This is a genomic window from Exiguobacterium sp. Leaf187 (assembly GCF_001423925.1).
In the GTDB taxonomy this organism is placed as follows: domain Bacteria; phylum Bacillota; class Bacilli; order Exiguobacteriales; family Exiguobacteriaceae; genus Exiguobacterium_A; species Exiguobacterium_A indicum.
This window is the reverse complement of sequence record NZ_LMPR01000012.1, coordinates 70488-94499: the sequence shown is the minus strand read 5'-3', so window position 1 is coordinate 94499 and position 24012 is coordinate 70488. Positions and strand designations below refer to the sequence as shown.

24 protein-coding genes are annotated in these 24012 nt (G+C 48.6%); 8 read left to right on the top strand and 16 right to left on the bottom strand.

The annotated features are described in order from the left end of the window. On the bottom strand, window positions 1–525 hold the full coding sequence (locus ASF99_RS15780; RefSeq protein ID WP_023466793.1) for a hypothetical protein: 525 nt from the start codon (window positions 523–525) through the stop codon (window positions 1–3). 168 nt (window positions 526–693) lie between these two features. Between ASF99_RS15780 and ASF99_RS15775 the strand changes: the two genes are divergently transcribed. Together ASF99_RS15775 and ASF99_RS15770 are read left to right on the top strand one after the other, a co-directional pair. Further along, window positions 694–879 (top strand): 2-hydroxymuconate tautomerase, encoded by a 186-nt coding sequence (locus tag ASF99_RS15775; RefSeq protein WP_055969948.1) that lies wholly within the window; start codon window positions 694–696, stop codon window positions 877–879. A gap of 72 nt (window positions 880–951) precedes the next feature. Further along, the gene (locus ASF99_RS15770) at window positions 952–1596 is read left to right on the top strand and encodes an NAD(P)-dependent oxidoreductase (protein WP_055969945.1); all 645 of its coding nucleotides are present in this window, start codon (window positions 952–954) and stop codon (window positions 1594–1596) included. Window positions 1597–1650: 54 nt separating this feature from the next. Here the strand turns inward: ASF99_RS15770 and ASF99_RS15765 are convergent, their stop codons facing one another. The 3 genes from ASF99_RS15765 to ASF99_RS15755 form a co-directional block, all read right to left on the bottom strand. Continuing rightward, window positions 1651–2829 (bottom strand): NupC/NupG family nucleoside CNT transporter, encoded by a 1179-nt coding sequence (locus tag ASF99_RS15765; protein WP_023466789.1) that lies wholly within the window; start codon window positions 2827–2829, stop codon window positions 1651–1653. Between the two features lie 122 nt (window positions 2830–2951). Beyond that, window positions 2952–3809: a phosphotransferase family protein gene (locus ASF99_RS15760; protein WP_035399171.1), complete on the bottom strand. Its 858-nt coding sequence runs from the start codon at window positions 3807–3809 to the stop codon at window positions 2952–2954. Further along, a complete protein-coding gene (locus ASF99_RS15755; RefSeq protein ID WP_023466787.1) occupies window positions 3806–5113 on the bottom strand; it encodes an HD domain-containing protein in 1308 nt (435 codons plus the stop codon). The genes ASF99_RS15760 and ASF99_RS15755 overlap by 4 nt, the downstream gene beginning before the upstream one ends. Window positions 5114–5258: 145 nt before the next feature. Between ASF99_RS15755 and ASF99_RS15750 the strand changes: the two genes are divergently transcribed. Beyond that, on the top strand, window positions 5259–6080 hold the full coding sequence (locus ASF99_RS15750) for a lipoate--protein ligase family protein (protein WP_050677301.1): 822 nt from the start codon (window positions 5259–5261) through the stop codon (window positions 6078–6080). Between the two features lie 16 nt (window positions 6081–6096). Next, on the top strand, window positions 6097–6945 hold the full coding sequence (locus ASF99_RS15745) for a DegV family protein (RefSeq protein ID WP_035399175.1): 849 nt from the start codon (window positions 6097–6099) through the stop codon (window positions 6943–6945). 275 nt (window positions 6946–7220) lie between these two features. On the opposite strand, the gene ASF99_RS15740 is transcribed toward ASF99_RS15745, so the two are convergent. The 8 genes from ASF99_RS15740 to ASF99_RS15705 form a co-directional block, all read right to left on the bottom strand. Then, window positions 7221–7436: a hypothetical protein gene (locus tag ASF99_RS15740; protein ID WP_055969942.1), complete on the bottom strand. Its 216-nt coding sequence runs from the start codon at window positions 7434–7436 to the stop codon at window positions 7221–7223. A gap of 49 nt (window positions 7437–7485) precedes the next feature. Continuing rightward, window positions 7486–9006, bottom strand: coding sequence for a flotillin family protein (locus tag ASF99_RS15735; RefSeq protein WP_055969941.1), 1521 nt, complete (start codon window positions 9004–9006; stop codon window positions 7486–7488). Further along, window positions 9003–9524 carry an NfeD family protein gene (locus ASF99_RS15730; protein WP_055969938.1) on the bottom strand — a complete coding sequence of 174 codons (522 nt, stop codon included), beginning with the start codon at window positions 9522–9524 and terminating at the stop codon, window positions 9003–9005. The genes ASF99_RS15735 and ASF99_RS15730 overlap by 4 nt, the downstream gene beginning before the upstream one ends. Continuing rightward, window positions 9514–9741, bottom strand: a complete 228-nt coding sequence (locus tag ASF99_RS15725; RefSeq protein ID WP_035399178.1) for a hypothetical protein — start codon at window positions 9739–9741, stop codon at window positions 9514–9516. Before ASF99_RS15725 ends, ASF99_RS15730 begins: the two co-directional genes overlap by 11 nt. A gap of 152 nt (window positions 9742–9893) precedes the next feature. Continuing rightward, window positions 9894–11096, bottom strand: a complete 1203-nt coding sequence (locus tag ASF99_RS15720) for a multidrug effflux MFS transporter (protein ID WP_035399180.1) — start codon at window positions 11094–11096, stop codon at window positions 9894–9896. Beyond that, complete coding sequence (locus ASF99_RS15715) at window positions 11093–12226, bottom strand: YfbR-like 5'-deoxynucleotidase (protein WP_023466777.1); 1134 nt, start codon at window positions 12224–12226, stop codon at window positions 11093–11095. Before ASF99_RS15715 ends, ASF99_RS15720 begins: the two co-directional genes overlap by 4 nt. Before the next feature lie 51 nt (window positions 12227–12277). Continuing rightward, a complete protein-coding gene (locus tag ASF99_RS15710; RefSeq protein WP_029343196.1) occupies window positions 12278–13042 on the bottom strand; it encodes a TerC family protein in 765 nt (254 codons plus the stop codon). A 165-nt stretch (window positions 13043–13207) separates the two neighbouring features. Then, window positions 13208–14065 carry a TerC family protein gene (locus ASF99_RS15705; RefSeq protein WP_035399265.1) on the bottom strand — a complete coding sequence of 286 codons (858 nt, stop codon included), beginning with the start codon at window positions 14063–14065 and terminating at the stop codon, window positions 13208–13210. A 329-nt stretch (window positions 14066–14394) separates the two neighbouring features. Between ASF99_RS15705 and folE2 the strand changes: the two genes are divergently transcribed. The 4 genes from folE2 (at window position 14395) to ASF99_RS15685 (ending at window position 19786) form a co-directional block, all read left to right on the top strand. Further along, on the top strand, window positions 14395–15300 hold the full coding sequence (gene folE2, locus ASF99_RS15700; protein WP_035399184.1) for a GTP cyclohydrolase FolE2: 906 nt from the start codon (window positions 14395–14397) through the stop codon (window positions 15298–15300). Window positions 15301–15410: 110 nt separating this feature from the next. Then, window positions 15411–17177 carry a LytS/YhcK type 5TM receptor domain-containing protein gene (locus tag ASF99_RS15695; RefSeq protein ID WP_023466773.1) on the top strand — a complete coding sequence of 589 codons (1767 nt, stop codon included), beginning with the start codon at window positions 15411–15413 and terminating at the stop codon, window positions 17175–17177. Further along, window positions 17158–17853: a LytR/AlgR family response regulator transcription factor gene (locus ASF99_RS15690; RefSeq protein WP_023466772.1), complete on the top strand. Its 696-nt coding sequence runs from the start codon at window positions 17158–17160 to the stop codon at window positions 17851–17853. Before ASF99_RS15695 ends, ASF99_RS15690 begins: the two co-directional genes overlap by 20 nt. 139 nt (window positions 17854–17992) lie before the next feature. Next, complete coding sequence (locus tag ASF99_RS15685) at window positions 17993–19786, top strand: carbon starvation CstA family protein (RefSeq protein WP_055969935.1); 1794 nt, start codon at window positions 17993–17995, stop codon at window positions 19784–19786. A gap of 61 nt (window positions 19787–19847) precedes the next feature. Here ASF99_RS15685 and ASF99_RS15680 read toward each other — a convergent pair whose 3' ends face one another. From ASF99_RS15680 to ASF99_RS15665, 4 genes are all read right to left on the bottom strand, one after another. Continuing rightward, window positions 19848–20672: an energy-coupling factor transporter transmembrane component T family protein gene (locus tag ASF99_RS15680; RefSeq protein WP_055969932.1), complete on the bottom strand. Its 825-nt coding sequence runs from the start codon at window positions 20670–20672 to the stop codon at window positions 19848–19850. Beyond that, window positions 20663–22366: an ABC transporter ATP-binding protein gene (locus tag ASF99_RS15675; RefSeq protein ID WP_055969929.1), complete on the bottom strand. Its 1704-nt coding sequence runs from the start codon at window positions 22364–22366 to the stop codon at window positions 20663–20665. Before ASF99_RS15675 ends, ASF99_RS15680 begins: the two co-directional genes overlap by 10 nt. A 70-nt stretch (window positions 22367–22436) precedes the next feature. Continuing rightward, window positions 22437–22988: an ECF-type riboflavin transporter substrate-binding protein gene (locus ASF99_RS15670; protein ID WP_023466768.1), complete on the bottom strand. Its 552-nt coding sequence runs from the start codon at window positions 22986–22988 to the stop codon at window positions 22437–22439. Then, the gene (locus ASF99_RS15665; RefSeq protein WP_055969926.1) at window positions 22985–23842 is read right to left on the bottom strand and encodes an SAM hydrolase/SAM-dependent halogenase family protein; all 858 of its coding nucleotides are present in this window, start codon (window positions 23840–23842) and stop codon (window positions 22985–22987) included. Before ASF99_RS15665 ends, ASF99_RS15670 begins: the two co-directional genes overlap by 4 nt. Window positions 23843–24012: the final 170 nt, after the last annotated feature.

The following is a 24012-nucleotide window of genomic DNA, read 5'->3' as shown; positions in this document are numbered from 1 at the left end:
TCACTCATAACGAAGTAACTGTAATTGTTCCTCTGATGCTCGGCGAATCGTCGGGAGACGATAACACGTCATGGACGCAATTTCCTCATGTGCCGGAGGATTGACCTCTTCAAGATGAAGCAAAGCGCGGTCAAACAGGGTTTGCGCCGCACGACCGAACAAGAAGAGACGTTCCAGCGAAGAACACCGCGACCGAATCGCACGTAACTGATGCGCGAGTTCGCGTACCTTCGCCTCGACCTCTTCTTCCATGTCAGCCGTCGGTTTTCGATTTTGAAACAACGGTTTGAAACGTACATCGTCTTCAAGCAACGTCAACATCCCGTATCGCTTTGCTTCTTTTTGATTCAGCAGTTGAGCGAGTTCTTTATCCGTTACGAGTCGTCCGAATGGAATGTTCTGTTCAAAGACGATATCTGCGACTTCGAGTCCTTTAGCACCAGACAACGGATAATTCGTATCTTCCGGTAACGCCCGATCAAAAATCAGTAACGTATGAATCTTCTTCCGTATGATTGCGTCCATATGTCTCTCCTTTTCTGTCGTATGTGTATGACTACCTTCGCTTCCGACAAGAATAGCTCCTACCTTATACCCTTCTTTTTCGAAAACGATGTTCGAATTGACGAATCCCCTATCGAATGCGCTATACTGATGGCGTATCGTCATCATGCTAGAGGGGGAAATGAAGTCATGCCATATGTTACGGTTAAAATGTTATCGGGTCGTACAGTCGAACAAAAACGCGCTTTGATTGAAAAAGTCACGGAAGCGGTGTCGGAAACGACGAATGCTCCTAAAGAAAACATCACGGTCTTCATCGAAGAGATGGAAAAAACAGATTACGGTCAAACTGGCGTCATGTTCGCGGATAAATAAACAACAAGAGACGTCCGGTCGTTACCGTGCGTCTCTTTTTCCCATCTACTTGATCTCTAAGGAGGAATTCTTATGACTACTGTTACTGTACTTGGTGCGACCGGTCGAACGGGTCGACCTTTGATTGATCGATTATTAGAAGATGGCTACGACGTTCGTGCACTCGTACGTTCCACGTCACCGGGCTTACCCGTCCATGATCGCCTTCATATCCTGACGGGAGATGCGACAAATCCAGATGATCTCGAACAAGCACTCGCAGGAAGTACCGCTGTCTTCAGTTGTCTCGGTACCGATCAACAGCAGGTACTCTCGACAGCGATTCCACATCTCGTCACGAAGATGAAGGACGTAGGTATCGAACGGATCGTCTTCATCGGTACAGCAGGCATTCTCGATGCATCAGAAGAACCAGGAAAGTATCGTTTCCAATCGAGTGAGTCCCGTCGACGCTCGACGATTGCAGCAGAGGATCACTTGAAAGCTTATTTGACCTTAAAGGATGCAGACGTCGACTTCACCGTCATCTGCCCAACACAACTGACGGAAGACAAAGCACTTGCTGCTGACGACCTGTTGATCGAGGCGACACGCTTCACTGCACCGACAGGACCGATTCCCCGGGAAAACGTCGCGCAGTTCGCCGTTGAAGTCTACCGTGACGGAACCCATCATCGCGTCCGTGTCGGGATTGCGTCGCACGGTACGACTAAATGACAGACAAAAAGAGCAATGGATCAATGATCCATTGCTCTTTTATAAGTGTATCTCTTAAAGCAAGACGCTGACGACGATTGCCGTCAAGACACTGACGAGTGTTGCGCCGTAGAGTAACTTCAGACCAAAACTAGCCGCAACGCTTCCTTGGCGGTCGTTCAATCCTTTAACCGCACCAGCGATGATTCCGATTGACGAGAAGTTCGCAAACGAGATCAAGAAGACAGAAACGATTCCGAGTGTGCGTTCCGAGAATTCTTTTGAGTATTCTGGAAGGCTCAACATCGCAACGAATTCGTTCGTGATCAATTTCGTTGCCATGACACTACCGGCACTGACAGCTTCCGCCCATGGAATACCCATGATGAAAGCGAACGGTGCAAAGATGTATCCGAGGATTTCTTGGAACGAGATGTTTAGAACCATCAAGAAGATATCGTTGACCATACCGATCAAGGCGTTATAACCGATCAACATCGCACCAACGATGATTGCGACTTTGAATCCATCCATGATGTATTCGCCGAGCATTTCGAAGAACGTTTGTTTTTCTTCGACGATTTCAAGAATATCTTCTTCCGGATCAACCGTGTATGGGTTGATGATCGAGACGATCATGAAACCACCGAACAAGTTCAATACGATTGCTGTAACGACATATTTCGGTTCTACCATCGTCATGTATGCACCGACGATCGACATCGAAACCGTCGACATCGCTGACGCACACAATGTGTAGAGACGGTTTGCTGGTAATTGACCGATTTGTTTTTTAACTGTGATGAATACTTCTGATTGTCCGATTGCAGCTGAAGCAACCGCGTTGTAAGACTCAAGACGTCCCATACCGTTGACTTTTGATAGGACGAAACCGATACCGCGCATTAAGAGTGGTAAAATCTTCGTGAATTGTAGAATCCCGATCAAAGCAGAGATGAAGACGATCGGGAGCAAAACATTGATGAAGAATGGTTGTGCGCCTTCGTTCGCTAAACCACCGAAGACGAAATCAATTCCGATTGCCGCATAACTAAGCAGTTTTTCAAAGACTTTCGCGACGCCACGAATGACGATATATCCGAACGATGTATTGAGTAAAATGAACCCAAGTACGAGCTGAAGAACTAGCATGACCGCAAGCGGTTTCAATTTGATGCCTTTACGGTTACTGCTGACAAGGAGTGCCAAGCCGAAAACGATAGCCAGTCCGAGTAGTGCGATAAGATATTTCATGAAGTACCCCTCTATCTATTAGTTGTTTATCAGTTGTACATTCGTACGATGTCTGACGTTTAATCTCTTTCCAAGTAATAGAATAATCAATATTTCGAAGAACTACAAGAGGAAAAGTTCATTTAGTAACCGCTTTCGTTATTTTCATAGACTTTCAAGACAAACTTTTCCAAGCGTTCCCGAACATTGTCCTGACTAAGGTTTTGCCTTCCATATGCTTTCCACCCCGGATAGACGTCGATCGTTTCAGGTCCAAAATCAAAAACAGCCCGAATATCCCACGCGTGATCGTAAGAACGTTTCGTCTGTTTGAGGTAACTTTTTAAAAAATGATCCGCCATCTCAATGGATTCAAGCAAGGCAAGATTCAAACGACAATGCGCAAGGTCGACTTCAATGGGACCTACACACGCATTAATCCAATCAATCGTATGGCACGTTCCATTCATTTCGTATAACACATTGACCGGATGAAAATCCCGATGAATGAATCGGATCGTTTGACTTTCGTCCGGTTCGACCGCCAGTAGCTGACGCCATCTCTCCGGATGCTGCGTCCACGTCGGAACGTGACGTTCCGTCGCATACGGCTGATAGACGTATCGAGATTCTGGTACCGGTAGCGCATGGATTGCCGCGAGCATCTGTGCCAATCGTTCGACATACTGCTCATCCACCTGATCAAGCCGGATCTCTCCCGGTGAACGCGTCATATATAACCACGGCGGTACTTCGTCTCTAACATCAGTTTGATAGTCCAACACATCTGGTGCTAAGTCACCTGCTGCTTGTAACGCAAACACCTCGTGCAAGACAAGATCCGGCTCCTCATGTAGCCAGTCTTGATTCGTATGGACACGAAGAATTCCCTCACCGACCCGAAAAACAAGGGAGGATGTCGCGCCTTTTAAGACTTCGACCTCTCCTCCCTCCTGTCCAAGCTGTTGCAAGATTTTCGTAAGGACAGCGGACGATATCATGATGTCACACTACCAATCAATAACTGGTCGATCTGCATCTTCTCATTCGCATGTTCGCGCAAGTCGTGCAAAATTTCTTGCGGGAAGAACAGCTTCTCATCCGTCTGGCGTGACGTCGCGATGGCTTGAACGAGTGGTGAAACTTGCGAAATCTCTTTCATCTGCCCATCCTTCATCTGTAACATGATCGGTTGCTTACTAATTTCACCGTTATCTCCATATAAATCGTAAGGAAGACGACTGAGTTTATCTTCAAGCAGATAATACGTCGGATTCAAGCCGATTGCTTCAAACAACTCACACAACTTATCGTGGACGAGTTCACGCTTTTCAGCCGGATAATCGACATACTTGAACAACTTTCGGTCAACGAATCGCCTCGAGAGATCAGCAAGGATTGGATCCTGCTCGTTCGCCCACTGCTGAAAGTAAAAGTAGACGATCGTCTCATCGAGCCCAAGGAAATCACGCAACTCCATCTTCTGATCAAATAGCGGCATCAAATGAATCGGTGCAATCGCAAACGGATATGCGGACAGGTACAACTCCTGCGCCCGCTCAAGAATAGCCTTTAATAGGTAATCACTCGACCGTGTTACCGGATGCAGGTAGACTTGCCAATACATCTGATACCTTCGCATGATGTAGTCTTCGATCGAATGCATCCCTGATTGTTTGACAACCATCTGATTATGGGCAGGACGCAATACCCGAAGCATCCGCTCGAGATCGAATTTTCCGTAGCTGACACCGGCAAAGTGCGCATCGCGTAATAAGTAATCCATCCGGTCGACGTCAAGTTGTGAGCTGATCATCGTGACGAGCAGTTGATTCGGATGCGTCTTGTTGATGATCGACGCTACTTCTTCCGCAAATCCGTCTCCGACTTGGTCGAGGACTTTCTTGATTTCCGTATCCCCGAGGATGATCCGCTCTGTCCACGTCTCGTGGTTAACACCGAAGACGTTCTCGAATGCGTGCGAAAACGGACCGTGTCCGACATCGTGTAAGAGTGCCGCAGCCAGCGTCAACTCCCGGTACTGATCGTCCCAATCGGCACGACCGTTGAAGACATCGATCAGTTGGCGCGTGATTTCATAGACACCGAGCGAATGATGGAACCGTGTGTGCTCTGCTCCATGAAACGTCAAAAATGATGTTCCCAGTTGCTTGATCCGGCGTAGTCGCTGAAATTCACGTGTACCGATCAGTTGCCAAATTAACTGATCACTGACATAGATATAGCGATGAACAGGATCTTTGAAGACCTTCGTTTCCTTTAATTGTCCTAATGATTGATACATATGTTTCTCTCCTTTAAATCGAGTCTATGTCGTTGTTGTTCGGTTTTGTTTCCAAGGATTCCTGTCTCGCGCGGCGCTTCGCACAGAAACTTTACACACCCTGTGCTATAATGATGTCGCAAATCTACAATAAAGGAACGAGCCTATGGGAATCGAACTCTTAAAACAAGAACATTATCGTATTTTTGATCAAACGTCACTCGGAACTGCTTTCCATGCGACACAATCGTTTGCGATGGACGACACATTATGTGCCTCCGTTGCAACAGAAGGAGCCGCACTCCGCTCTTGGATTCACCACGAAACCGTCGTCCTCGGCATCCAGGATGCCCGTCTTCCTCATCTTGCTGACGGTGTAGCCGTTCTGCATGAACATGGTTTCTCGCCCGTCGTTCGTAACTCAGGTGGTCTTGCCGTCGTCCTCGACGCCGGTGTCTTGAATATTTCACTCGTCTTACCGGAACGCGGTGGGATTGATATCGACAGCGGTTATGAAGCGATGCTTGCGCTCGTTCGCCGCATGTTCGCACAAGAAACGGACGCGATCGTCGCTGGTGAAGTCGTCGGATCGTATTGTCCCGGTTCTTATGACTTATCGATTGCCGGTAAAAAATTCGCTGGTATCTCCCAGCGTCGTGTTCGTGGAGGAGTTGCCGTTCAAATCTATCTTTGTGTCAATGGAAGCGGAAGTCAACGCGCCGCTTTAGTCCGTGACTTTTACGCGGCAGCGCTTCAAGGTGAGACGACGAAATTCGTCTATCCGACTGTCGTTCCGGAAACGATGGCTTCCCTCGAAGAACTACTCGGCATCTCATTGACGGTCGAGGAATGCTTACGTCGTGCGTATGAAGCGTTACTTGCGCTCGGCGCTGATTTGACACCAGCGACTTTGACAGAACTCGAGAACGAGCGGTTCGGTGTCAACTTGAGTCGAATGCTTGATCGAAACGAAAAAGCCCTAGGTTAAGAAAGGAGAGAACGTGATGATCCGATTGATCACAGACAGTGGTGCTGATGCACCAAAAGACATGTTAGATGCTTATGCTTTTACGGTCATGCCGTTCGGCGTATTGATCGACGAAGACACGTTCTTCGATGGAGAATCGATATCTCCGAAACAACTGTATGATAAGATGCGTGACGGTGCAGCACCGAAGACATTCCAGGTAGAAGTCAGCCGGATGGTCGAGGTGTTCACGCGTCACTTCGAACAAGGGGATCCCTTCCTCTACCTCGCTTTCTCGAGCGAATTATCGGGAACGTATCAAACCGCGAAGATGCTCGCGGAGGAACTCGCCGAAAAATATCCGAACGTTCCTTATCTCGTACTCGATACGAAAACCGCTTCGACAGGACAAGGATTGTTCGTTCTCGACGTCGCAGAATACGCACAAACGCATTCGTTTGAAGAAACAGTGGCTTATGCTGAAGCCAAGGTAAATACGATTCGTCATCTGTTTACAGTCGAATCACTCGAATATTTGATGCGCGGTGGACGTGTTTCGCGAGCTAGCGCCTTCATTGGTGGTCTCTTATCGATCTTGCCACTATTGACAGTCGAAGACGGGAAGTTGATCCCAAAAGAGAAGATCCGTGGTCAGAAAAAAGTCATGAACCGGATCGTCGAGTGGATGGAAGAAGCACGCCCTGCGATTGACGGACATCGAATCATGATTGGTCATGGGGATTCGATCGAACGCGCAGAACAATTAAAACAATTGATTGAAGCACAGTTTTCACCAAGCGAAGTCATCTTGACGATCGCCGGCGCAGCGATCGGTTCACATACAGGACCGGGACTCGTCGTCATTGGGTATGACCTTCCACGTTAACGGCATTTATTCTTACTTCATTAAACGAGGCTGACTCAAAAAAAGAATGATTCGTCTGTTCACGCCCTTTCCTCAGGCGAGACACAAGATCCGCTTTCCTGCTTCATTCAAGCAGGAAAGCGGATCTTGTTTGTCTCTGACAGCGCATAAATGCGCTTTTTCCTGTAGGAGTTGCGTGTGACGAGTCATTCTTTTTATTACGAGATAGGGGTGGCAGATCATCATTCTGCCACCCCTATCTTTGTAGAGACTGACTTTTGAGTCAGCTCCGTTTTTTATGAATTGTATCCGAAGAACAGCAGTGCCATGCTTAATCCAAGCGAGGAGACGATGAACACGATCGCCATCCCACCCATTCCGAAGACTAACAGTTTCGGTAAATCACGTCGCTTCTTAAGAAGGGCAGTCAATAACCCGACGTTGATAAAGAAGACGACGAGGAACGGAAGCAACAGCATCCAACGCTCTTGCAGTAGAGCTAAACTATCCATGATGAGATATCCTTTCAGAAACTACTTCTACGAGTGCCTAGTTATTATATCAGTCTTCTGTTTTCGACGCTGCCACCGCATCATGGGAATTCAAGTTGACCGTCAACGGTTTTGCTGTTCCTTTACCGGAGAAGTTCTCGATCAACTCTTTGACATCTAATCCTGACGACGCCTTTAATGTTTCTTGCAGCGACGCCATCAAATCCGTTGCGTAACCGGTGACACGGTTCGCACCGCCACCTTCACCACTACCTGTATCAACGACTGTGATTTTATCGATGTTGCCGAGTGGTGCTGCAATCTCTCTCGCATACTCTGGCATCATCCGAATGACCATATCGAGAATCGCCGCTTGCCCGAATTGTTCGAACGCCTGCGCGATTTTTTCTTTTGCTTCTGCTTCCGCAAGACCTTTCAGACGAATGATCTCCGCTTCCGTTTCCCCTTGTGCCCGCTCCGCATCCGCTTTTGCAAGACCATCCAGTCGAATTCGTTCTGCATCCGCTTTTGCCGATGCTTCGATCCGGTATTTCGTTGCATCTGCTTCCGCATATTGCTTCGCACGGTCCGCTTGGGCAGCTTGCTCAATCGAGTAACGATCGGCATCGGCGCGTTTTTTGACTTCCGCATCATATTGTTTCTCACGACGGAGGATTTCGCGTTCTTCGAGCTCGATTTGCTTTTGACGCTCGATGATTTTGATTTGCATCTGTTGCTCGGTGACTTCTTGTTGCGCGCGTGCATTCTCAAGATCATACGCTTGGTCGGCTTTCGCCTTCGCGATATCTTGTTCACGGCGGTAATCTGCCATCTTCAACTGATTTTCTTTTTCCGCTTCAGCGATTTCTGTCGCACGTTCGAGTTCTGCTTTTTTCGCATCTTTTGAAGCTTCCGCCCGTTTGATGCGTGTCTCTTTTTCCGCGTCTGCCGTTGCGATGTCCGCATCACGGCGAACCTGTGCAATCCGCGGTTTCCCGAGTGATTCTAAGTATCCGTTCTTGTCACGGACGTCTTTGATCGTAAAGGAAACGATGACGAGTCCCATCTTCGCCAGGTCTTGAGACGCGACCCGCTGGACTTCTTGTGAGAACTTATCACGGTTCTTATAAATTTCTTCGACGGTCATCGACCCGAGAATCGAACGCAAGTGTCCTTCAAGGACTTCACGTGCTTCGCCTTCTCGCTCCTCCTTTGATTTTCCGAGGAACTGCTCCGCTGCCGTCGCAATCTCAGAAATCGAGCTACCGATCTTGATGATCGCTGTACCGTCTGCCATGACCGGTACACCTTGCTCCGTATAGACTTCAGGTGTCGTGACTTCGAGTTTACTCGATAACAAACTCAGCGGTGTCGCCTGTTGGAAGACAGGTAACACGAATGTTCCGCCACCTCGAATAATTTTTACCCGGTTACCGGACTCATCCGTATTGACGTTGCGTCCTCCGAGATAACTACCCGATACGATCAACGCTTCTTCCGGACCGACCGTTCGGTACTTCGTGATGAATAAGACGATTAAGGCAACGATCAACGCGACCGCGACGATCGATACGATTAACACTGGATTCATGTAAACATCTCCTTTTTCCATTGTTGGGGGTACGTCACGACAGACGCGACGCCTTGTTTGATCTCAATGACAAGCACCTTCGTGCCTTGTGGTAAGGCAGGTCCTTCAAACAGAACGGCTGACTTTGATACGCGCCCTGAGACGTCATCAAGTAAGATTTCACCATATCCTTCAGTCGGAATCGGCACGATGACGGTTGCGCTGCGACCTTCTAGCATCTGTTCCGAAAATCCAAGCGACTGTTCAGCTTGTGCCATCGGAACGAATAAAAAGATGTGCATCAGCGTCGTCACTAATAACGCAATCACACTGCTGATGATTAAAATCAACATCGAACGCAGCGGACTGAGCTGTTCGAGTCCGAATCCGATGGCTGACGTGATGATGACAAAAGATAAGATCAACGTGGGATGAAAGATTTGATCGACGCCTGGAATGACGTCTGAGAATAGGATGGACACAAACACACCACAAGCAGCGGCCGCTAACGCATATAAATAAAGTGTACTAACGTCCATCTTCGTTCACCTCGATGTAAGGATGTGAGCCATACAGTTCGTGGTAAGCCCTTTGATAAGCAGCCCGGTTTTCCTCAAACAATAAACGAGCCACTTCTTTGTCTCGTTGATCGATTGCCTCTTCTTGACGACGTAAGTATTTTTTCTGTGCGGCAAAATGACGTGCTAATCTTGCCTCAATCGACGGCTCTCGTTCACGCTGCAACTCCTGTTTCATCGCTCCACTCCTTTCTGAAGTACTGGCTTTCTTTCTCTTCTACGCTTTTTTTTTAGAAAATGTTTCAAAATGAATTCCAATTCTTTTCCTTTCATTAAAAGAAAAAAACGTTCATCCCATACAGAGGACAAACGTTTTTGAATAATTAGCGTTTATGAACGATTCGGTCGACGAACAATCAGACCATAATAGAGAATGAGCGCCAGGCAATCTAAGGTCATGATGATCAGTCCCATCGGAACAGCCGATTGTTCTCCCATGATCCCGACGAGTGGTGACACGAGCGAACCGACGAGCATCGGCAAGAGCCCTAAAAGAGCCGAGGCACTGCCTGCCGTTGCTCCGTAATTTTGCATCGCTAAGGTAAAACCGAGCGTCGAGATCAAACCGACGCTTGAAACGACGAAGAATAGTGGAATCATAACGAAGATCAGCTGATTCGTTAACGTCAAGGCGAGGAACAATAAGATGCTCGCACTCGCAACGATCGTCAAACTGATTCGCATCAGCCGCTCTGAATCGACACGACCCGCAAGACGACCGGCGATTTGTGCTGCTAAGATAATTCCGATTCCGTTTAAACCGAACAAAAAACTGAACTGTTGCGGCGAAGCGCCATAAATATTTTGTAAGACGAATGGTGAACCCGAGATGTAGGCAAACATCGCGCCCATGACGAATGCTTGCGCGAACGCATAGCCGATGAAGACGCGATCCGTCAACAAGCGTCCGAACGTCTTCAACGTCGTCGTCAGGTTTCCTTCGACACGTCTATCAAGCGGGAGCGTTTCCGGTAAACGGAGTGCGACGGCAAGTAACATCATTGTGCTTAAAATCGCAAGCAAGTAGAAGACGAAATGCCAGTCACCGAACCGAAGCAACTGTCCCCCGATGACGGGTGCGAGAATCGGTGCCGTTCCGTTGACGAGTGACAAGGCAGCAAAAAACCGCGTCAATTCAGGTCCGTCAAACAAGTCACGAACGATTGCCCGGGAAATGACGATTCCTGACGCTCCAGCTGCCCCTTGGATGAATCGAAGCGCGATCAACACTTCGATCGTCGGTGCCATCGCACAGGCGAGAGAAGCGAGCAGATATGCGAGCAGAGCAACCATCAGCGGTCGTTTACGTCCGCGAACGTCACTCAGCGGACCAACAATCAATTGTCCGAGCGCCATTCCGAGCATACAAGCCGTCAAACTTAATTGGATCAGTGATGCACTCGCATCAAACGAGCGTGACATATCTGGAAAAGCAGGTAGATACATGTCGATCGAGAGCGGTCCGAGTGCAGCAAGCGAACCGAGGATCAAGATCAACGTTAAGCGGCGTGGGGTCATGGTTTCTTTCGTCATGACGTCACGTAATCCAAATCATGCAAGACATAAGCGAGGAAAAAGACGACCGATGGATTTTCATATGTCATCTGAACCTTTTTGAGTTGTGCGCGGTAACCGGTCTCATACTCGACCCCGTTCAACTTCCGTTCCATGTTCATTTTAATCAATGCGTCGAGTTTATCGATCACATCGACCATCTGTCCTTCGTATGTCTCGTCTTTTGCTTCCACGACGAACCGACGGAACGGTGCTCGGATTTCTTTCGGTAGATTATTGATCAACGTCTCTCCTTCTGCCCGTTCGTAAGCTTCGAAGGCTGCTGCTGTGACCGGTGTCGCATGTTTGACAGGTCCAAGAACATCTCCCGTCGTTCCTTCAACGAGATCATGACACAAGAGACGCGAGACGACTTCTTCGATGTCGATCGTGACGCCGTACTTCTCTGATTCAATCAGACCATTGAAGATACCAAGCGAGGCTGCTCGAAACGCATGTGTCGCGTCGTTATCATCAATCGTGTTGAAACGTCCTTTCCAGCGCCGAATCGTATCCATCATCAAGACGTTTTCAATGAAATGAGACATCTCGTCCTCTTCCATGACCGACTGTGTCAAGCGACGGATCGAAACGAGTGGGTGTCGTTCTAGAACAGCCTGTAATTCCGCTGCCTTTTGTTCGAAAAAGACGGACTCTGTCATCCGTGCTTCCCTTCGTGCGTACAACATCGCATCGAACGTATCGATGGCTTCGACGATCCGTCCTTCCGGTGATTCATCTTCTGCATGTACGAGGTATGTCGTAAACGCTGGTTGAAGCGACTTTGAGAGTAAGGCAACGAGCTGTTCACTTGCTTGTTGTTCCATTGCCTGAATGTGTGCATGTAACGTTGGCTCTTTTTTTGTCCGGTGTTTAATTGGTCCAGTGATGACTTCGTTCATATCATGGAATAGAGCTTTTCCGAGCAATGTCAGGCGATCGACTGGTGTTTGCCCGTCTGCTTCTTCTAAATAGCTTGCCATCAAACTGAATAAGGCAACACGAAAGCTGTGACTGGCTGCGTTGTCCGGAAAACGTGGTGCATATTCATCCCACCGTGGAACGTTTTGCATCCGTGTCAGCATTCGAATGAAATTACCGTTTTGCATGAAATCTCTCCTAACGAAAGACGGACAGAGAGTACCCTGCCCGCCATTGTATTATTTTGCTGATTTGGTTGAACTACTTCCGCTACGGAACCAACCGATGATTAAAATCAGGGCAAGTACGACCCAGAAGATCGTTTGCCATAGTGTACTCTCTGGAAACTCATGCGGCAAGACGTCGATTGACGGATGCGCGAGTGTCATGACGACCAGTTTTACACCAACCCATGCAACAAGCCAAAAGGCAGCTTCTTCGATGCCTGGTCGCTTTTGGAGCAAGACGACGAACCAGCTCGCGAAGTAACGCATGATGACGAGACCGATGATCCCACTGAAGAAGACGACCCAGAATTGTCCTGTATTCAGACCACCGATCGTTCCACCAATCATCGGTAGTGTCGTCGCCATGGCGACAGCAGCAAGCGTCGAGTCGACCGCAAACGCTAAATCAGAGAACTCGACTTTAACGACCGTCCACCAAAAGTTCGGTGAGGCTTTTTGTGAGGCAATCGTGTCCGGTACTTGGTGTTTATTCGATCGTGCCTCGACGATTCCTTTAAACGCGACATAAAAGAGATAAATTGCTCCGAGTGCCTGAAGCTCCCAAATCGTCGCTAAGTACGAGGCAAAGAAGATTGCCACGAAACGTAAGACGAGTGCTCCGACGAGACCATAGAAAAGCGCCTTTTTACGTTGATCGTCTGGTAACGGTCGGACGAGGACCGCCATGACCATCGCATTGTCGGCGGATAGTAATCCTTGCAAAATGATCAGTACGAGCCCGACGGTCGCATACTGTGTAATTAATCCAATATCCATACTAACGAATCCCCTTTATTGTTCAGTCTATTTATTATATGCCGGTCGATCGGAAAGAAAAAGATGAAAGCTCGACTCAAGTACTTAACCTTGTGTTTTATTCCCATTGTTTAAGAAAACCTAACACAAAAAAACGACCCGTCATCGACGGATCGTTTCCATTTCTTATAAGTTTTGATCAACTTTCTTTTCAGCATCTGGATTTGGTTTCGTTTTTGGTGAAGAGAACCAACCCCAAAGAGCAAGACCGACCATGACTGTCCAGAAGAAAGCCTGCCACGGTGTACTGTGGGCAAATCCTTCAGGAAGTTTTAAGGCTTCAAAGATTGTTCCTTCGATTGATGCGTGGTATTTCGGGTGTTCGAGCGCAAGAACGGCTAGCTTCACACCAACCCAGGCAACAATCGCAAACGCTGCTGTCTCAAGACCTGGGCGCTCTGCGAGTAATTTAACAAAGACACGTGCTGCGAAACGCATCAAGACGACACCCATCAAACCACCTGTTAAGATGACGATGAAGTGACCTGTGTTCAAACCACCGATTTCGCCTGATCCCCAGTTTGGAAGGGCAACGGCAAGTGCTACTGCTGCAAGAATCGAATCGACAGCAAACGCTAAGTCTGCAAATTCAATCTTCGCAACTGTCCGCCAGAATTCACCTTTTGAAACTGGCTCTTCCGACTTCGGTTCTTCATCTAGCTCATTTTCAGCCCCATGGTTCTCACCGAGCTTTCTGGCTTTAACGGTCTTATAAATATGCCGTAGTCCCATGATGAGCAAGTACGCCGCTCCAAGTGCTTGGATTTGCCAAATATCGACGAGGAACGAAATCGCGAACAATGCCGCGAATCGTAAGACGAACGCTCCAGCTAGTCCATAAAAAAGTGCTTTCTTTTGTTGTTCTCCTGGTAAGTGCTTGACCATGACCGCGAGTACGAGTGCATTATCCGCTGAAAGTAATCCTTCAAGCGCGATCAAGACGAGTACGACCCAGGCATACTGTAATAGTAACTGCCAATCCATCTCTGTCATCCCTTTCTCTTACTACCTGTAAAATAAAAAAACTTCAATTATTGACCATGACGAAAAAACAATGATTACACGTTCACCTGAACATATACTATAGGATAGTATACCCGATTGCAAGTAAGTTATTCCTACAGATGTAGAATGTGTCGATTTTGAGTCGTGCGAGTTTCGTTTATCGAACGTTCGTGATAAAATTCAAGACAATACTTCTAGCGATGAAAAGATGAAACACATTTGCGGAATCATCAGACTTGCTCGTCTCTAGCATTCCTGTCATGTTATTACTATTGAAACACTACAAAAGGACAAAGGGGCCAATGAATATGTCTACCTACCCGATTACGTTACCAACAAAAGAAGAGCGCCATAAGCTGTTCGGTTCGGTACCACCGATCAAAGGAACAAAACCGACTGAAAAAGATAAGATGGTCGACTTGCAAAATACACCGAAGAACTTCCTGTTCGCACTAGATGCTGTCGGAATCTCGAACGTCAAACATCCTGTCGTCATCCAAGACGGAGACAACACACAAGCGACAGTCGCGACGTTTGAACTGTCGACATCACTCGTACAAGACCGTAAAGGGATCAACATGAGCCGTTTAACGGAGCAACTTGATCAATACCACAACGAAGGTTGGACGGTCACGAACGAGTCACTCATTCAATTCGCGCGTGATTTAGCAGACCGCATGGAACAAACGGAAGGTCAATTGACGATCCGTTATCCATGGTTCTTCACACGTAAAGCACCTGCAACAGGTCTTAGTGGCTTGATGAATGCCGAAGTATGGCAAACGGTCAGCGTCAACACGGAAACGGACGAAGCGACGTTGTCTGTCGGCTTGACGATCAACGTCACGACACTTTGCCCATGTTCAAAAGAAATCAGCGAATACAGTGCTCACAACCAACGTGGTTACGTCACGATGGAAGCATCGTTACGTGATGAAGCAGAAGACTTTGACTGGAAACAATCATTGCTTGATGCTGCGGAATCCAATGCCTCAGCGCCACTTCACCCAGTACTCAAACGTCCCGATGAAAAGCGCGTGACAGAGATGGCATACGAAAATCCACGTTTCGTAGAAGATATGGTTCGCTTGATTGCTGCTGATTTGTACGAAATGGATCCAATCGCTTCGTTCTACGTCGAATGCCGTAACGAAGAAACGATTCACCAACACGACGCGATCGCACGGATCACGTTCGATAAAGACGCACAATAAGTAAGTCTGCCGTACTCCCTCTTAATCCGAGGGAGTACGGCTTTTTTTGTATACCGGCATTGCCCTCCGTTTTGCGAGCGTTTACACTTAACTCGAATGGAGGAATGCACATGTTAGAATTGATTCCTTTTTTACTCGAACGACTTGGTATCATGATCATCTTAGCGTTCATCCTCGCCCAGTGGGGACCGACACGACGGCTACTGCGTCAACCGGAAGCAGGCTGGCAATTCCGTGTTCTCGTCCTGTTTTTTGCGACGTACGGCATTTTAAGTAACTATACAGGGGTCAAAGTCGATTTAGCTGAATTCTTACCCCATGCTTGGCTCGAAGAAGTCGACGGAACATCAGCGATTGCAAACACACGAACGATGATCGTCGTCATCAGCGGACTGCTCGCTGGTCCGCTCGGTGGATTGATGACCGGACTCATCGTCGGGGTTCACCGGTATTCCCTCGGCGGATTCACAGCGTTCGCTTGCGCGCTTTCGACCGTCATCGCCGGTGGTGTCAGCGGTCTCTTACGCTCCTATTGGCGCGACCGTCTCAGTAGCCAAGCATTATTGCCTGTGTGTCTGACTGCTTTTTTAATGCTGTTTGAAATGTCGTTGATTTTACTATTCGCCCGCCCCTTTGATGCGGCAGTCGAACTCGTCCAGTTCATCTTCTTACCGATGACACTGATCAACGTCCTCGGTGTCTGGTTGTTCTTATCGATCATCCGCCTTGCTGCGCGAGAAGAGGAAACGGTTCGGGCACGAGAAGCCGAACGGTCGTTGCATATCGCCGATTTGACGCTTCCGCATCTGACGCGTGGTCTACATATCCATACGGCAGAAGCTGTCGCGGAAATTCTGTTGCAGCAAACGCGAGCCGAAGCCGTCTCACTGACGGATCGTTCCATCATCCTGGCCCATATCGGTATCGGGAGCGACCACCATCAAGCTGGGAGTCACTGGACGACGAAACCGACTGAGCATGTCTTGCAAGACGGACAAGTTCGTCTTGTGACGGAACGACTCGATATCGGCTGTCCCGTAACGGATTGTCCGCTTCAAGCCGGCATCATCGCTCCGCTCATCGTCGGGGAAACGACGATCGGGACGTTGAAAGTCTATTATCCTCATGCCGAATTGCTCGACGCCGTCGAAGTCGAACTCATTGAAGGATTAGCGAAACTGTTCTCGACACAACTAGCACTCGGGAACGCAGAGCGGCAAGCCGGTTTACTGAAGGATGCCGAGATCCGGGCACTCGAAGCACAAATTCATCCCCACTTCCTGTTTAATGCGATCAATACGATTTATGCACTGTGCCGGACGGATGTCGAACAAGCACGCACGTTGTTGCTCGAATTGTCGACGTTCTTCCGCAGTAACCTCCAAGGCGCACGATCGACGAAAATTCCGCTCCAAAAGGAACTCGAGCACATTGAAGCATACACATCTCTTGAAGCCGCTCGTTTTCCGAATCGCCCGTTTCTCGATATCGATTTAGCAGACGAGACGACGGCTTTACTCGTTCCACCGTTCATCTTACAACCATTGATCGAAAATGCGTTCCTTCATGCGTTTTCTTCTGAACAGACAGGATATGTCGGGGTGACGGCATGGTGTGAGGCAGACCAGCTGTGTCTCGAAGTCGTCGACAACGGACGCGGGATTGACGCCTCGCGCCTTGCCCGTCTCGGTCGAGAAGTCGTTCCGTCCTCAGGCACCGGTACCGCATTATTCAATACGGCAGAACGGATTCGAAGTTTATATGGTGAAAAGGGACAGTTTACGATCACGAGTGACGGTCAAAACGGCACGACGATCGCGATTCGTCTCCCGATTGAAGTCAGAAAGGAGATTCAGCATGCGCACCTTGTTGATTGAAGATGAACCGCTCGCACGTGACGAGCTCCGTTATCACGTGACCGCAGCCGGTCTTGAAGTCGTCGGGGAAACCGGTAGTGTCGAGGAAGCCGAACGACTCGTTCGCTCCCTTCAACCCGACTTAGTCTTTCTCGATATCGAGCTGACGGACGGAAGTGGTCTTGAAGTCGCTAAACGCTTAAAGTCGATGCCACGTCCTCCGGCTCTTTTGTTTGTGACGGCGTATGATGCTCATGCGCTTGAAGCGTTTGAGCTCAATGCCTATGACTACATCTTGAAACCATATGATCCGGCACGGATTGTCCGTGCGATTGAAAAAGTCGCGCGACCGCTGCCGAAAAAAGCCCCTCGCCTTGAACGTTTAGCCGTCGAGACGGGCGAACAACTGAAATTATTGTCTCCTCAAGATATCAATTATATCGTCGCTGAGAACGGAAAGACGAAGATCGTCACAGAGCACCATGCGTATCCATCGAACGAGACCTTACTCGAACTTGAACGAAAGCTTCAAGATCATCGCTTTTTACGGGTTCACCGCTCATACCTCGTCAACTTATCAGCAATCGATGCCATCGAACCTTGGTTCAACGGAGCCTATAATTTAAAAATTCATCAGATTGATGTGCCAGTCAGTCGGACGTATGTCAAACTACTGAAAGAAGCGCTCGGTATTTGAGCGCTTCTTTTTTGTGATTCAAGGTCCATTTTCAACCTTTCATCGAACGAAACCGACAACTCATCTAAAAATCAAAGAAAGCGCTTCCATAACTTGTATACTAAATCCATCATAGTTCATTCAAGAGGAGGAATTTTAGATGAGCGCTACTCCAATCGTTATTGCTGTCATCTGTATCTTATTAATTGCGTATCGCCTTTACGGTACGTTCATGGCTGCGAAAGTCTTAAAAATCAAAGATGATCGCGAAACGCCCGCTCATAAATTAGCGGACGGAAAAGATTACGTTCCAACGAATAAATGGGTCTCGTTCGGACACCACTTCGCAGCAATCGCTGCAGCCGGTCCACTCGTCGGACCTGTCCTTGCTGCACAGTTCGGATATCTCCCCGGCTTACTGTGGCTCTTAATCGGTGCCGTCATCGGTGGAGCGGTCCATGATATGGTCGTCCTTTTTGCTTCGATGCGCCAAGATGGTCAATCGCTCTCTGAAGTCGCTAAAAAAGAATTAGGTCCCGTCGCTGGTTTTTGTGCCGGTCTGGCGATGCTTTTCATCATTACAATCACGATGGCTGGTCTATCGATGGTCGTCTTACACGCCCTTGAACATAACCCATGGGGTACATTCGCTGTCTTCTCGACGATTCCGATTGCGATGTTCGTTGGGATTTACTTACGTAAAGGTGGTAACTTAGCACTTGCTTCAACAGTTGGTTTCTTACTGATTCTAGCTGCGATTGGTTTTGGTCCTCAGTTAACGGAAACATTCATCGGCGATTGGTTCGATCTGTCGTCACGTCAACTCGCGATTGCTTTACCGATTTATGCATTCTTCGCTGCTGCACTGCCAGTGTGGCTCTTACTCGCACCTCGCGACTATCTATCGAGTTTCATGAAAATCGGTGTCTTCCTTGCTTTGATCATTGGTGTCTTCATCATCAACCCAGACATTCGATTCCCGGCATTTACGAAGTTCGTTGATGGCGGTGGTCCAATCATCGCTGGTCCAGTCTGGCCATTCATCTCGATCACGATTGCCTGTGGTGCGATTTCTGGTTTCCACGCTTTCGTTGGTTCTGGTACGACACCGAAGATGATCAATCGGTGGAGTGACATCAAACCGGTCGCCTTCGGTGCCATGCTTGTCGAATGTCTTGTTGCCGTCATGGCGTTGATCGCTGCGACATCGCTTGAAGTCGGTGATTACTTCGCCATCAACTCAACACCAGAAGTATTCGCGAAGCTTGGTATGAGCACGGTCTATCTTGATGATTTATCCCGTGAAATCGGTCTCGATCTGGCAGGTCGAACAGGTGGTGCCGTCTCACTCGCCGTCGGTATGACATTCATCTTCCGCGCCATCCCGTGGTTCAAAGAGATTGCCGGATTCTTCTTCCAATTCGTCATTCTATTCGAAGCGGTCTTCATCTTAACCGCAATCGATGCAGGAACACGCGTCGCCCGTTACTTGATTCAAGATTTCTTCGGGGAGTTCTACAAACCACTCAAACGTGTCGACTGGATTCCAGGTGCGATCTTCGCTTCGGCACTCGGGACGTTCTTCTGGGGCTATCTCCTGTTTTCGGGTGACATCGGTTCGATTTGGGCATTATTCGGGGTATCGAATCAGCTGATGGCTTCAATCGGCTTGATCATCGGAACGACGATCATCTTGAAAATCGCCGATAAAAAAGTCTATGCGCTGACGACGTTCATCCCGCTCGTCTATCTTCTGATCACAGTAACGTTCGCGGATATCTGGATGGTCGCAAACGTCTATGCGAATCCCGATTCTCCAGGTTTCAGCATCTTGAATACGGTCTTGTCCGTAACGATGGGACTGCTCGCGATCGTCATCACGATCTCAGCCGTCAAGAAATGGATTGAACTGTTGAATTCACCACGTTGGGAAAATCAAAAACGATCTGCGTAAGCGGATTGGTCATATGACAAAAGGCAGTGGACGCATCCACTGCCTTTTTCGTATCTCATTTTTAAAACGGATTATAAAAGCGATTACCATCATAGAAAGTGACGACGAATGACAAAACCGTCAAAAGTAGCACACAGCCGATCGCGACATAATCGATTCGTGTCATCGTCTGTTGGTTGTACCACGTTCGCTTTCGTCCGGCACCGAATCCACGGAGATCCATCGCATTGCTGACGGTCTCAATCCGCTCCAAACTCGTAAATAGCAACGGAAGTAAAATCTGGATGCTATTGCGTGCCCGCTGCCAAAGGGAGCCGTGTGAGACAGCAATCCCTCGTGCTTCTTGAGCGTTCGCGATCGTCCGGAAATCAGATTGAACGTCCGGAATATAACGGAGCGCTAAGGAGACCGCAAATGCGATCTTATACGGAACACCAATCCGATTCAAAGAAGAAGCGAACTCCGTCGGATGGGTCGTGACGAGAAACAACACAGCAATCGGAACGATCACACTGTATTTTAAGATTAAATTGAATAGATAAAATAATTGTTCTGCGGTCACCGTAAATCGTCCGATTCCTTCAAGTAAGACGTGACGCGACCCGTAGATCGCTACGCCCTGCTCTGGTTCGAACAGATAAACAGCGAGCGCATTGATTAGGACAAAAATCGCTGTAAAGATCAAGACGAACCGGACTTCCCGAAACTGGATACGCGACAAACGGAATAACACGATACTGACTAACCCCATTACAAGTAAGACACGTGTATCATAGGTGAACATCGTTGCTGTCGTAAATAATAAGAATCCGATCAGTTTCGTCGTTCCCGTCAATCGATGAATCGGTGACGTTTTTTCAATATAGCCAAGCATTTCTACAGCCATTGTTCCCGCTCCTTTCGCTCCGCCGTAATCACGGACTCGACGAATCGTTCCGGATCGACTTCGAGGTGTTGCGCTAGCGTAAAGAGCGATGTTTGTTTTAAATGGGCATGATGCAGCAATTGTTCTTGATTCAGCAGTCCAAATGATGTTCCAGCATAACGGATACGCCCAGCTTGCACGAGGCAGACTTGATCGCTGTATTCTAAGACGAGGTGCATATCATGTGTGATGATGAGTAACGTCATTCCGTCCTGCTTCAATCCTTCTAAAAAGTCCATCATATCCGAATAATGCCGATAATCTTGACCGGCTGTTGGTTCATCGAGAATCAAGATATCCGGTCGTCGAACGAGAATCGAAGCAATCGTCACTCGTTTCTTCTGACCAAAACTCAGTGCTTGAATCGGCCAATTACGAAACGGATATAATCCGCAACGACGTAATGTCTGCTCGAGACGCTCGTTTTCTTCCGCCTCACTTAATCCGAGCGCCAGCATCCCGTAGCGGATTTCCTCCTGCACGAGGTGCTTCGAAATCATATGATTCGGATTTTGCAGAACGAATCCGATCGCCCCCGCCCGCTCTGCGATCGATTGGTTCGTGATGTCGGTTCCGTCAAGTAGGATCCGACCACCTGTCGTCCGTTGGTAACCACTCAACACTTTCGCAAGCGTGGATTTCCCGGCACCATTCTGACCGACGATCGTCGTCAGCGTTCCCTTTTGAAAAGAGGCTGTCACATTCTCAAGCACCGGCGTTCCTTGGCGATAATGAAACGCCAACTGTTCAAGTTCGAGCCATGCAGTAGAGGTTGCAGTCTCTTTTTGAGGCGCTTCCTCTAAACGCTCCAACACGGCCGTCTGATTGAACTGCTTTAAAAAGGTATCGATGCGACTCGGCTGGTCTGAAGGTTGAACGGCAAGCCCAGCCCAGCGCGCGGCACTGACATAAAGGGGTTCACGTAAAATCGCTTGTTGAAGCACACCATTGCTTAAGATGACATCCGGATGGTCATCGGCAATGATTTCCCCATCGACCATGACGATGATGCGGTCAAACGGTATAACCAGAACATCCTCGATGCGATGTTCGACGACAATCAATGTGCGGTTCGTATCACGTTGCAGTCGATCCATAAGCGCCATCGCTTCTTGTCCCGCTACCGGATCGAGATTCGCGAGCGGCTCATCAAACAGTAAGATGTCCGCATCTTCGACGAGGACTCCGGCTAATGCCGCCCGTTGTCGTTGTCCTCCTGATAGATCATTCAATCGTGCTTGCAAGAGCATCTCGACATCCGTCATCCGTGCGACGCGTTCGACGATCTCCTGCATTTCCGGTCGCCCAGTCTGTTTATTTTCGAGCGCAAAGGCGATGTCTTCGCCAACCGATAAACCAACGAACTGCGCATCTGGATCCTGTAACACCGTTCCAATATGCAGCGAACGATCAAATAACGATAACTCCCGGGCATCCTGCCCTTTGATCAGGACCTGTCCTTCCCACGTTCCAGGGTACGAGAACGGAATCAACCCATTGATGCACTGGGCGAGCGTACTTTTTCCTGAACCCGACGGTCCAACGATTAAGATGCGTTCGCCTGCTTGAATCGTTAATTGAATCTGCCGGAGTGTCGGTTCCGACTGACTCCGATATGTAAATGAAAAATCCTGAAATTCGATTACGTTTGTCATATCCTTCTCCCCCCAAGCTAAATGAGCTATGATCCTGCCGTCTCTTCGCACAGGATCATAGCTCATTCGGTCAAGCTTCGCGTTTCAAGCTGCCTGCTTTACTTCTTGTTTTCGCATAGGTGACGAGCAACAACGTTCCAATGACACCGACTGTCAAGATGTTCGATGTCGCAGCGACAGCCCCTTGGACGAAGACTTTGTTCGCTGGCTCCGTGTAAATTAAGATATCGAGTACCGGTGCAATGATGATCCAACCGATCGCTTGCACGATGGCTTGTGTGACATTGAATAAGACGATTTTACGTGTCGTCAATCCGCCTTCTTCTAGACGAATCCGGTTAGCGATCAATCCGATGCCAAAACCGACGAACCCGGATACGATGACCCAGCTCCACCACGGGGACCCATATAAAATCGCATCTTTTAATCCATGACCGATCAGACCGATCAAACCGGCTGTGACTGGTCCGAACAAAACTGCCATGAATGCGAGAAATGCATAGGATGTCTCAATTGACGTGTTCGGTACGCCTGTCGGAATCACAGCGAATCGACTTAAAATGATGAATACTGCTGCTCCGATCCCGGTTGCGACGATCTGTTTTGTCGTAAATCCTTTCATGTTCGATCTCCTCCTTTGATTTGTTGTAAGGTAACACTCCAATCATTTCCGATCCCAACCTCAAATGCATGCGCAAACGAACCTTGATTCAAGGCAAGAGCAATCTGATCCAGCGAATTGATATAGACGACGCCTGAACCAACTGGCACATCGGCGAACGAATGACCAAAGAGTAGTGTCTGTTCATAGACGATCCGTTCTCGGTACGAAATCGTTACCTTGACCTGGCTACCGATATCGAGACCCGCCTGACGGACGAGAGCGACCGGAATGTTCGTCCAGACATTTCCGAAGCGAACATCGAGAATCTCGACGATACCAGTAACACCGATATCCGATGACGAGGCAACTGTCCGGTCGAGCAAGACGATGTCCGAAGCAGGTAAAACGGGTCCTACTTCCTCGAATGTGATGACATGGCTCGATAACCGAGCACCCGTGAAGGCAAAGATATCTCGTCCGTGAAACGTATACGATTCACCCATCCGCGGTAAGCGATGCCGTCGATCATCGAGTTGCCTCACTTCAGCAATGTATCCGGCTTGCCAAAGATGCGTCAACGTCCCGTTATCCGGTGTGATGATGTATTGATTCGCATGCGTCCGCGCGACGACACTCTTTCGACTTGATCCAACACCTGGATCAACGACAGAAACGAACACCGTTTGCTCCGTCCAGTACGGCACCGTCTGCAGTAACCGATAGGACGCTTCCCAAATGTGGAAGGGCGGAATGTCGTGCGTCAAATCAAAAATCCGAATCTCTGGATTGATGCTATGCGCAACCCCATACATCGCACTCACCGCCCCGTCACTCACGCCAAAGTCTGATTGCAATACCAATGCTTCTGCCATCTCGTCATCCTCCTCCTGCGGGAACGTCTCCACAAAAAAGACACCACGCCCTTATCTCTCAGGACGTGATGTCTATTCACGTGGTACCACCTTCGTTCATGGCTCAACTCACGTTCAGCCACCTCTAGGAGTACGAGACTCCCTGGAATGCTAACGGTATCCGTCCTACC

What these genes read in the sequence shown, in the direction of transcription:
- ASF99_RS15780 (WP_023466793.1), bottom strand. Translation starts at nt 525, where the DNA reads ATGGACGCAATCATACGGAAGAAGATTCATACGTTACTGATTTTTGAT.
- ASF99_RS15695 (WP_023466773.1), top strand. Translation starts at nt 15,411, where the DNA reads ATGTTAGAATTGATTCCTTTTTTACTCGAACGACTTGGTATCATGATC.
- ASF99_RS15725 (WP_035399178.1), bottom strand. Translation starts at nt 9,741, where the DNA reads ATGAAACAGGAGTTGCAGCGTGAACGAGAGCCGTCGATTGAGGCAAGA.
- ASF99_RS15690 (WP_023466772.1), top strand. Translation starts at nt 17,158, where the DNA reads ATGCGCACCTTGTTGATTGAAGATGAACCGCTCGCACGTGACGAGCTC.
- ASF99_RS15735 (WP_055969941.1), bottom strand. Translation starts at nt 9,006, where the DNA reads ATGAATCCAGTGTTAATCGTATCGATCGTCGCGGTCGCGTTGATCGTT.
- ASF99_RS15730 (WP_055969938.1), bottom strand. Translation starts at nt 9,524, where the DNA reads ATGGACGTTAGTACACTTTATTTATATGCGTTAGCGGCCGCTGCTTGT.
- ASF99_RS15675 (WP_055969929.1), bottom strand. Translation starts at nt 22,366, where the DNA reads ATGACAAACGTAATCGAATTTCAGGATTTTTCATTTACATATCGGAGT.
- ASF99_RS15705 (WP_035399265.1), bottom strand. Translation starts at nt 14,065, where the DNA reads ATGGATTGGCAGTTACTATTACAGTATGCCTGGGTCGTACTCGTCTTG.
- ASF99_RS15765 (WP_023466789.1), bottom strand. Translation starts at nt 2,829, where the DNA reads ATGAAATATCTTATCGCACTACTCGGACTGGCTATCGTTTTCGGCTTG.
- ASF99_RS15685 (WP_055969935.1), top strand. Translation starts at nt 17,993, where the DNA reads ATGAGCGCTACTCCAATCGTTATTGCTGTCATCTGTATCTTATTAATT.
- ASF99_RS15715 (WP_023466777.1), bottom strand. Translation starts at nt 12,226, where the DNA reads ATGCAAAACGGTAATTTCATTCGAATGCTGACACGGATGCAAAACGTT.
- ASF99_RS15710 (WP_029343196.1), bottom strand. Translation starts at nt 13,042, where the DNA reads ATGGATATTGGATTAATTACACAGTATGCGACCGTCGGGCTCGTACTG.
- ASF99_RS15775 (WP_055969948.1), top strand. Translation starts at nt 694, where the DNA reads ATGCCATATGTTACGGTTAAAATGTTATCGGGTCGTACAGTCGAACAA.
- folE2 (WP_035399184.1), top strand. Translation starts at nt 14,395, where the DNA reads ATGTCTACCTACCCGATTACGTTACCAACAAAAGAAGAGCGCCATAAG.
- ASF99_RS15720 (WP_035399180.1), bottom strand. Translation starts at nt 11,096, where the DNA reads ATGACGAAAGAAACCATGACCCCACGCCGCTTAACGTTGATCTTGATC.
- ASF99_RS15745 (WP_035399175.1), top strand. Translation starts at nt 6,097, where the DNA reads ATGATCCGATTGATCACAGACAGTGGTGCTGATGCACCAAAAGACATG.
- ASF99_RS15750 (WP_050677301.1), top strand. Translation starts at nt 5,259, where the DNA reads ATGGGAATCGAACTCTTAAAACAAGAACATTATCGTATTTTTGATCAA.
- ASF99_RS15670 (WP_023466768.1), bottom strand. Translation starts at nt 22,988, where the DNA reads ATGAAAGGATTTACGACAAAACAGATCGTCGCAACCGGGATCGGAGCA.
- ASF99_RS15680 (WP_055969932.1), bottom strand. Translation starts at nt 20,672, where the DNA reads ATGGCTGTAGAAATGCTTGGCTATATTGAAAAAACGTCACCGATTCAT.
- ASF99_RS15755 (WP_023466787.1), bottom strand. Translation starts at nt 5,113, where the DNA reads ATGTATCAATCATTAGGACAATTAAAGGAAACGAAGGTCTTCAAAGAT.
- ASF99_RS15665 (WP_055969926.1), bottom strand. Translation starts at nt 23,842, where the DNA reads ATGGCAGAAGCATTGGTATTGCAATCAGACTTTGGCGTGAGTGACGGG.
- ASF99_RS15740 (WP_055969942.1), bottom strand. Translation starts at nt 7,436, where the DNA reads ATGGATAGTTTAGCTCTACTGCAAGAGCGTTGGATGCTGTTGCTTCCG.
- ASF99_RS15760 (WP_035399171.1), bottom strand. Translation starts at nt 3,809, where the DNA reads ATGATATCGTCCGCTGTCCTTACGAAAATCTTGCAACAGCTTGGACAG.
- ASF99_RS15770 (WP_055969945.1), top strand. Translation starts at nt 952, where the DNA reads ATGACTACTGTTACTGTACTTGGTGCGACCGGTCGAACGGGTCGACCT.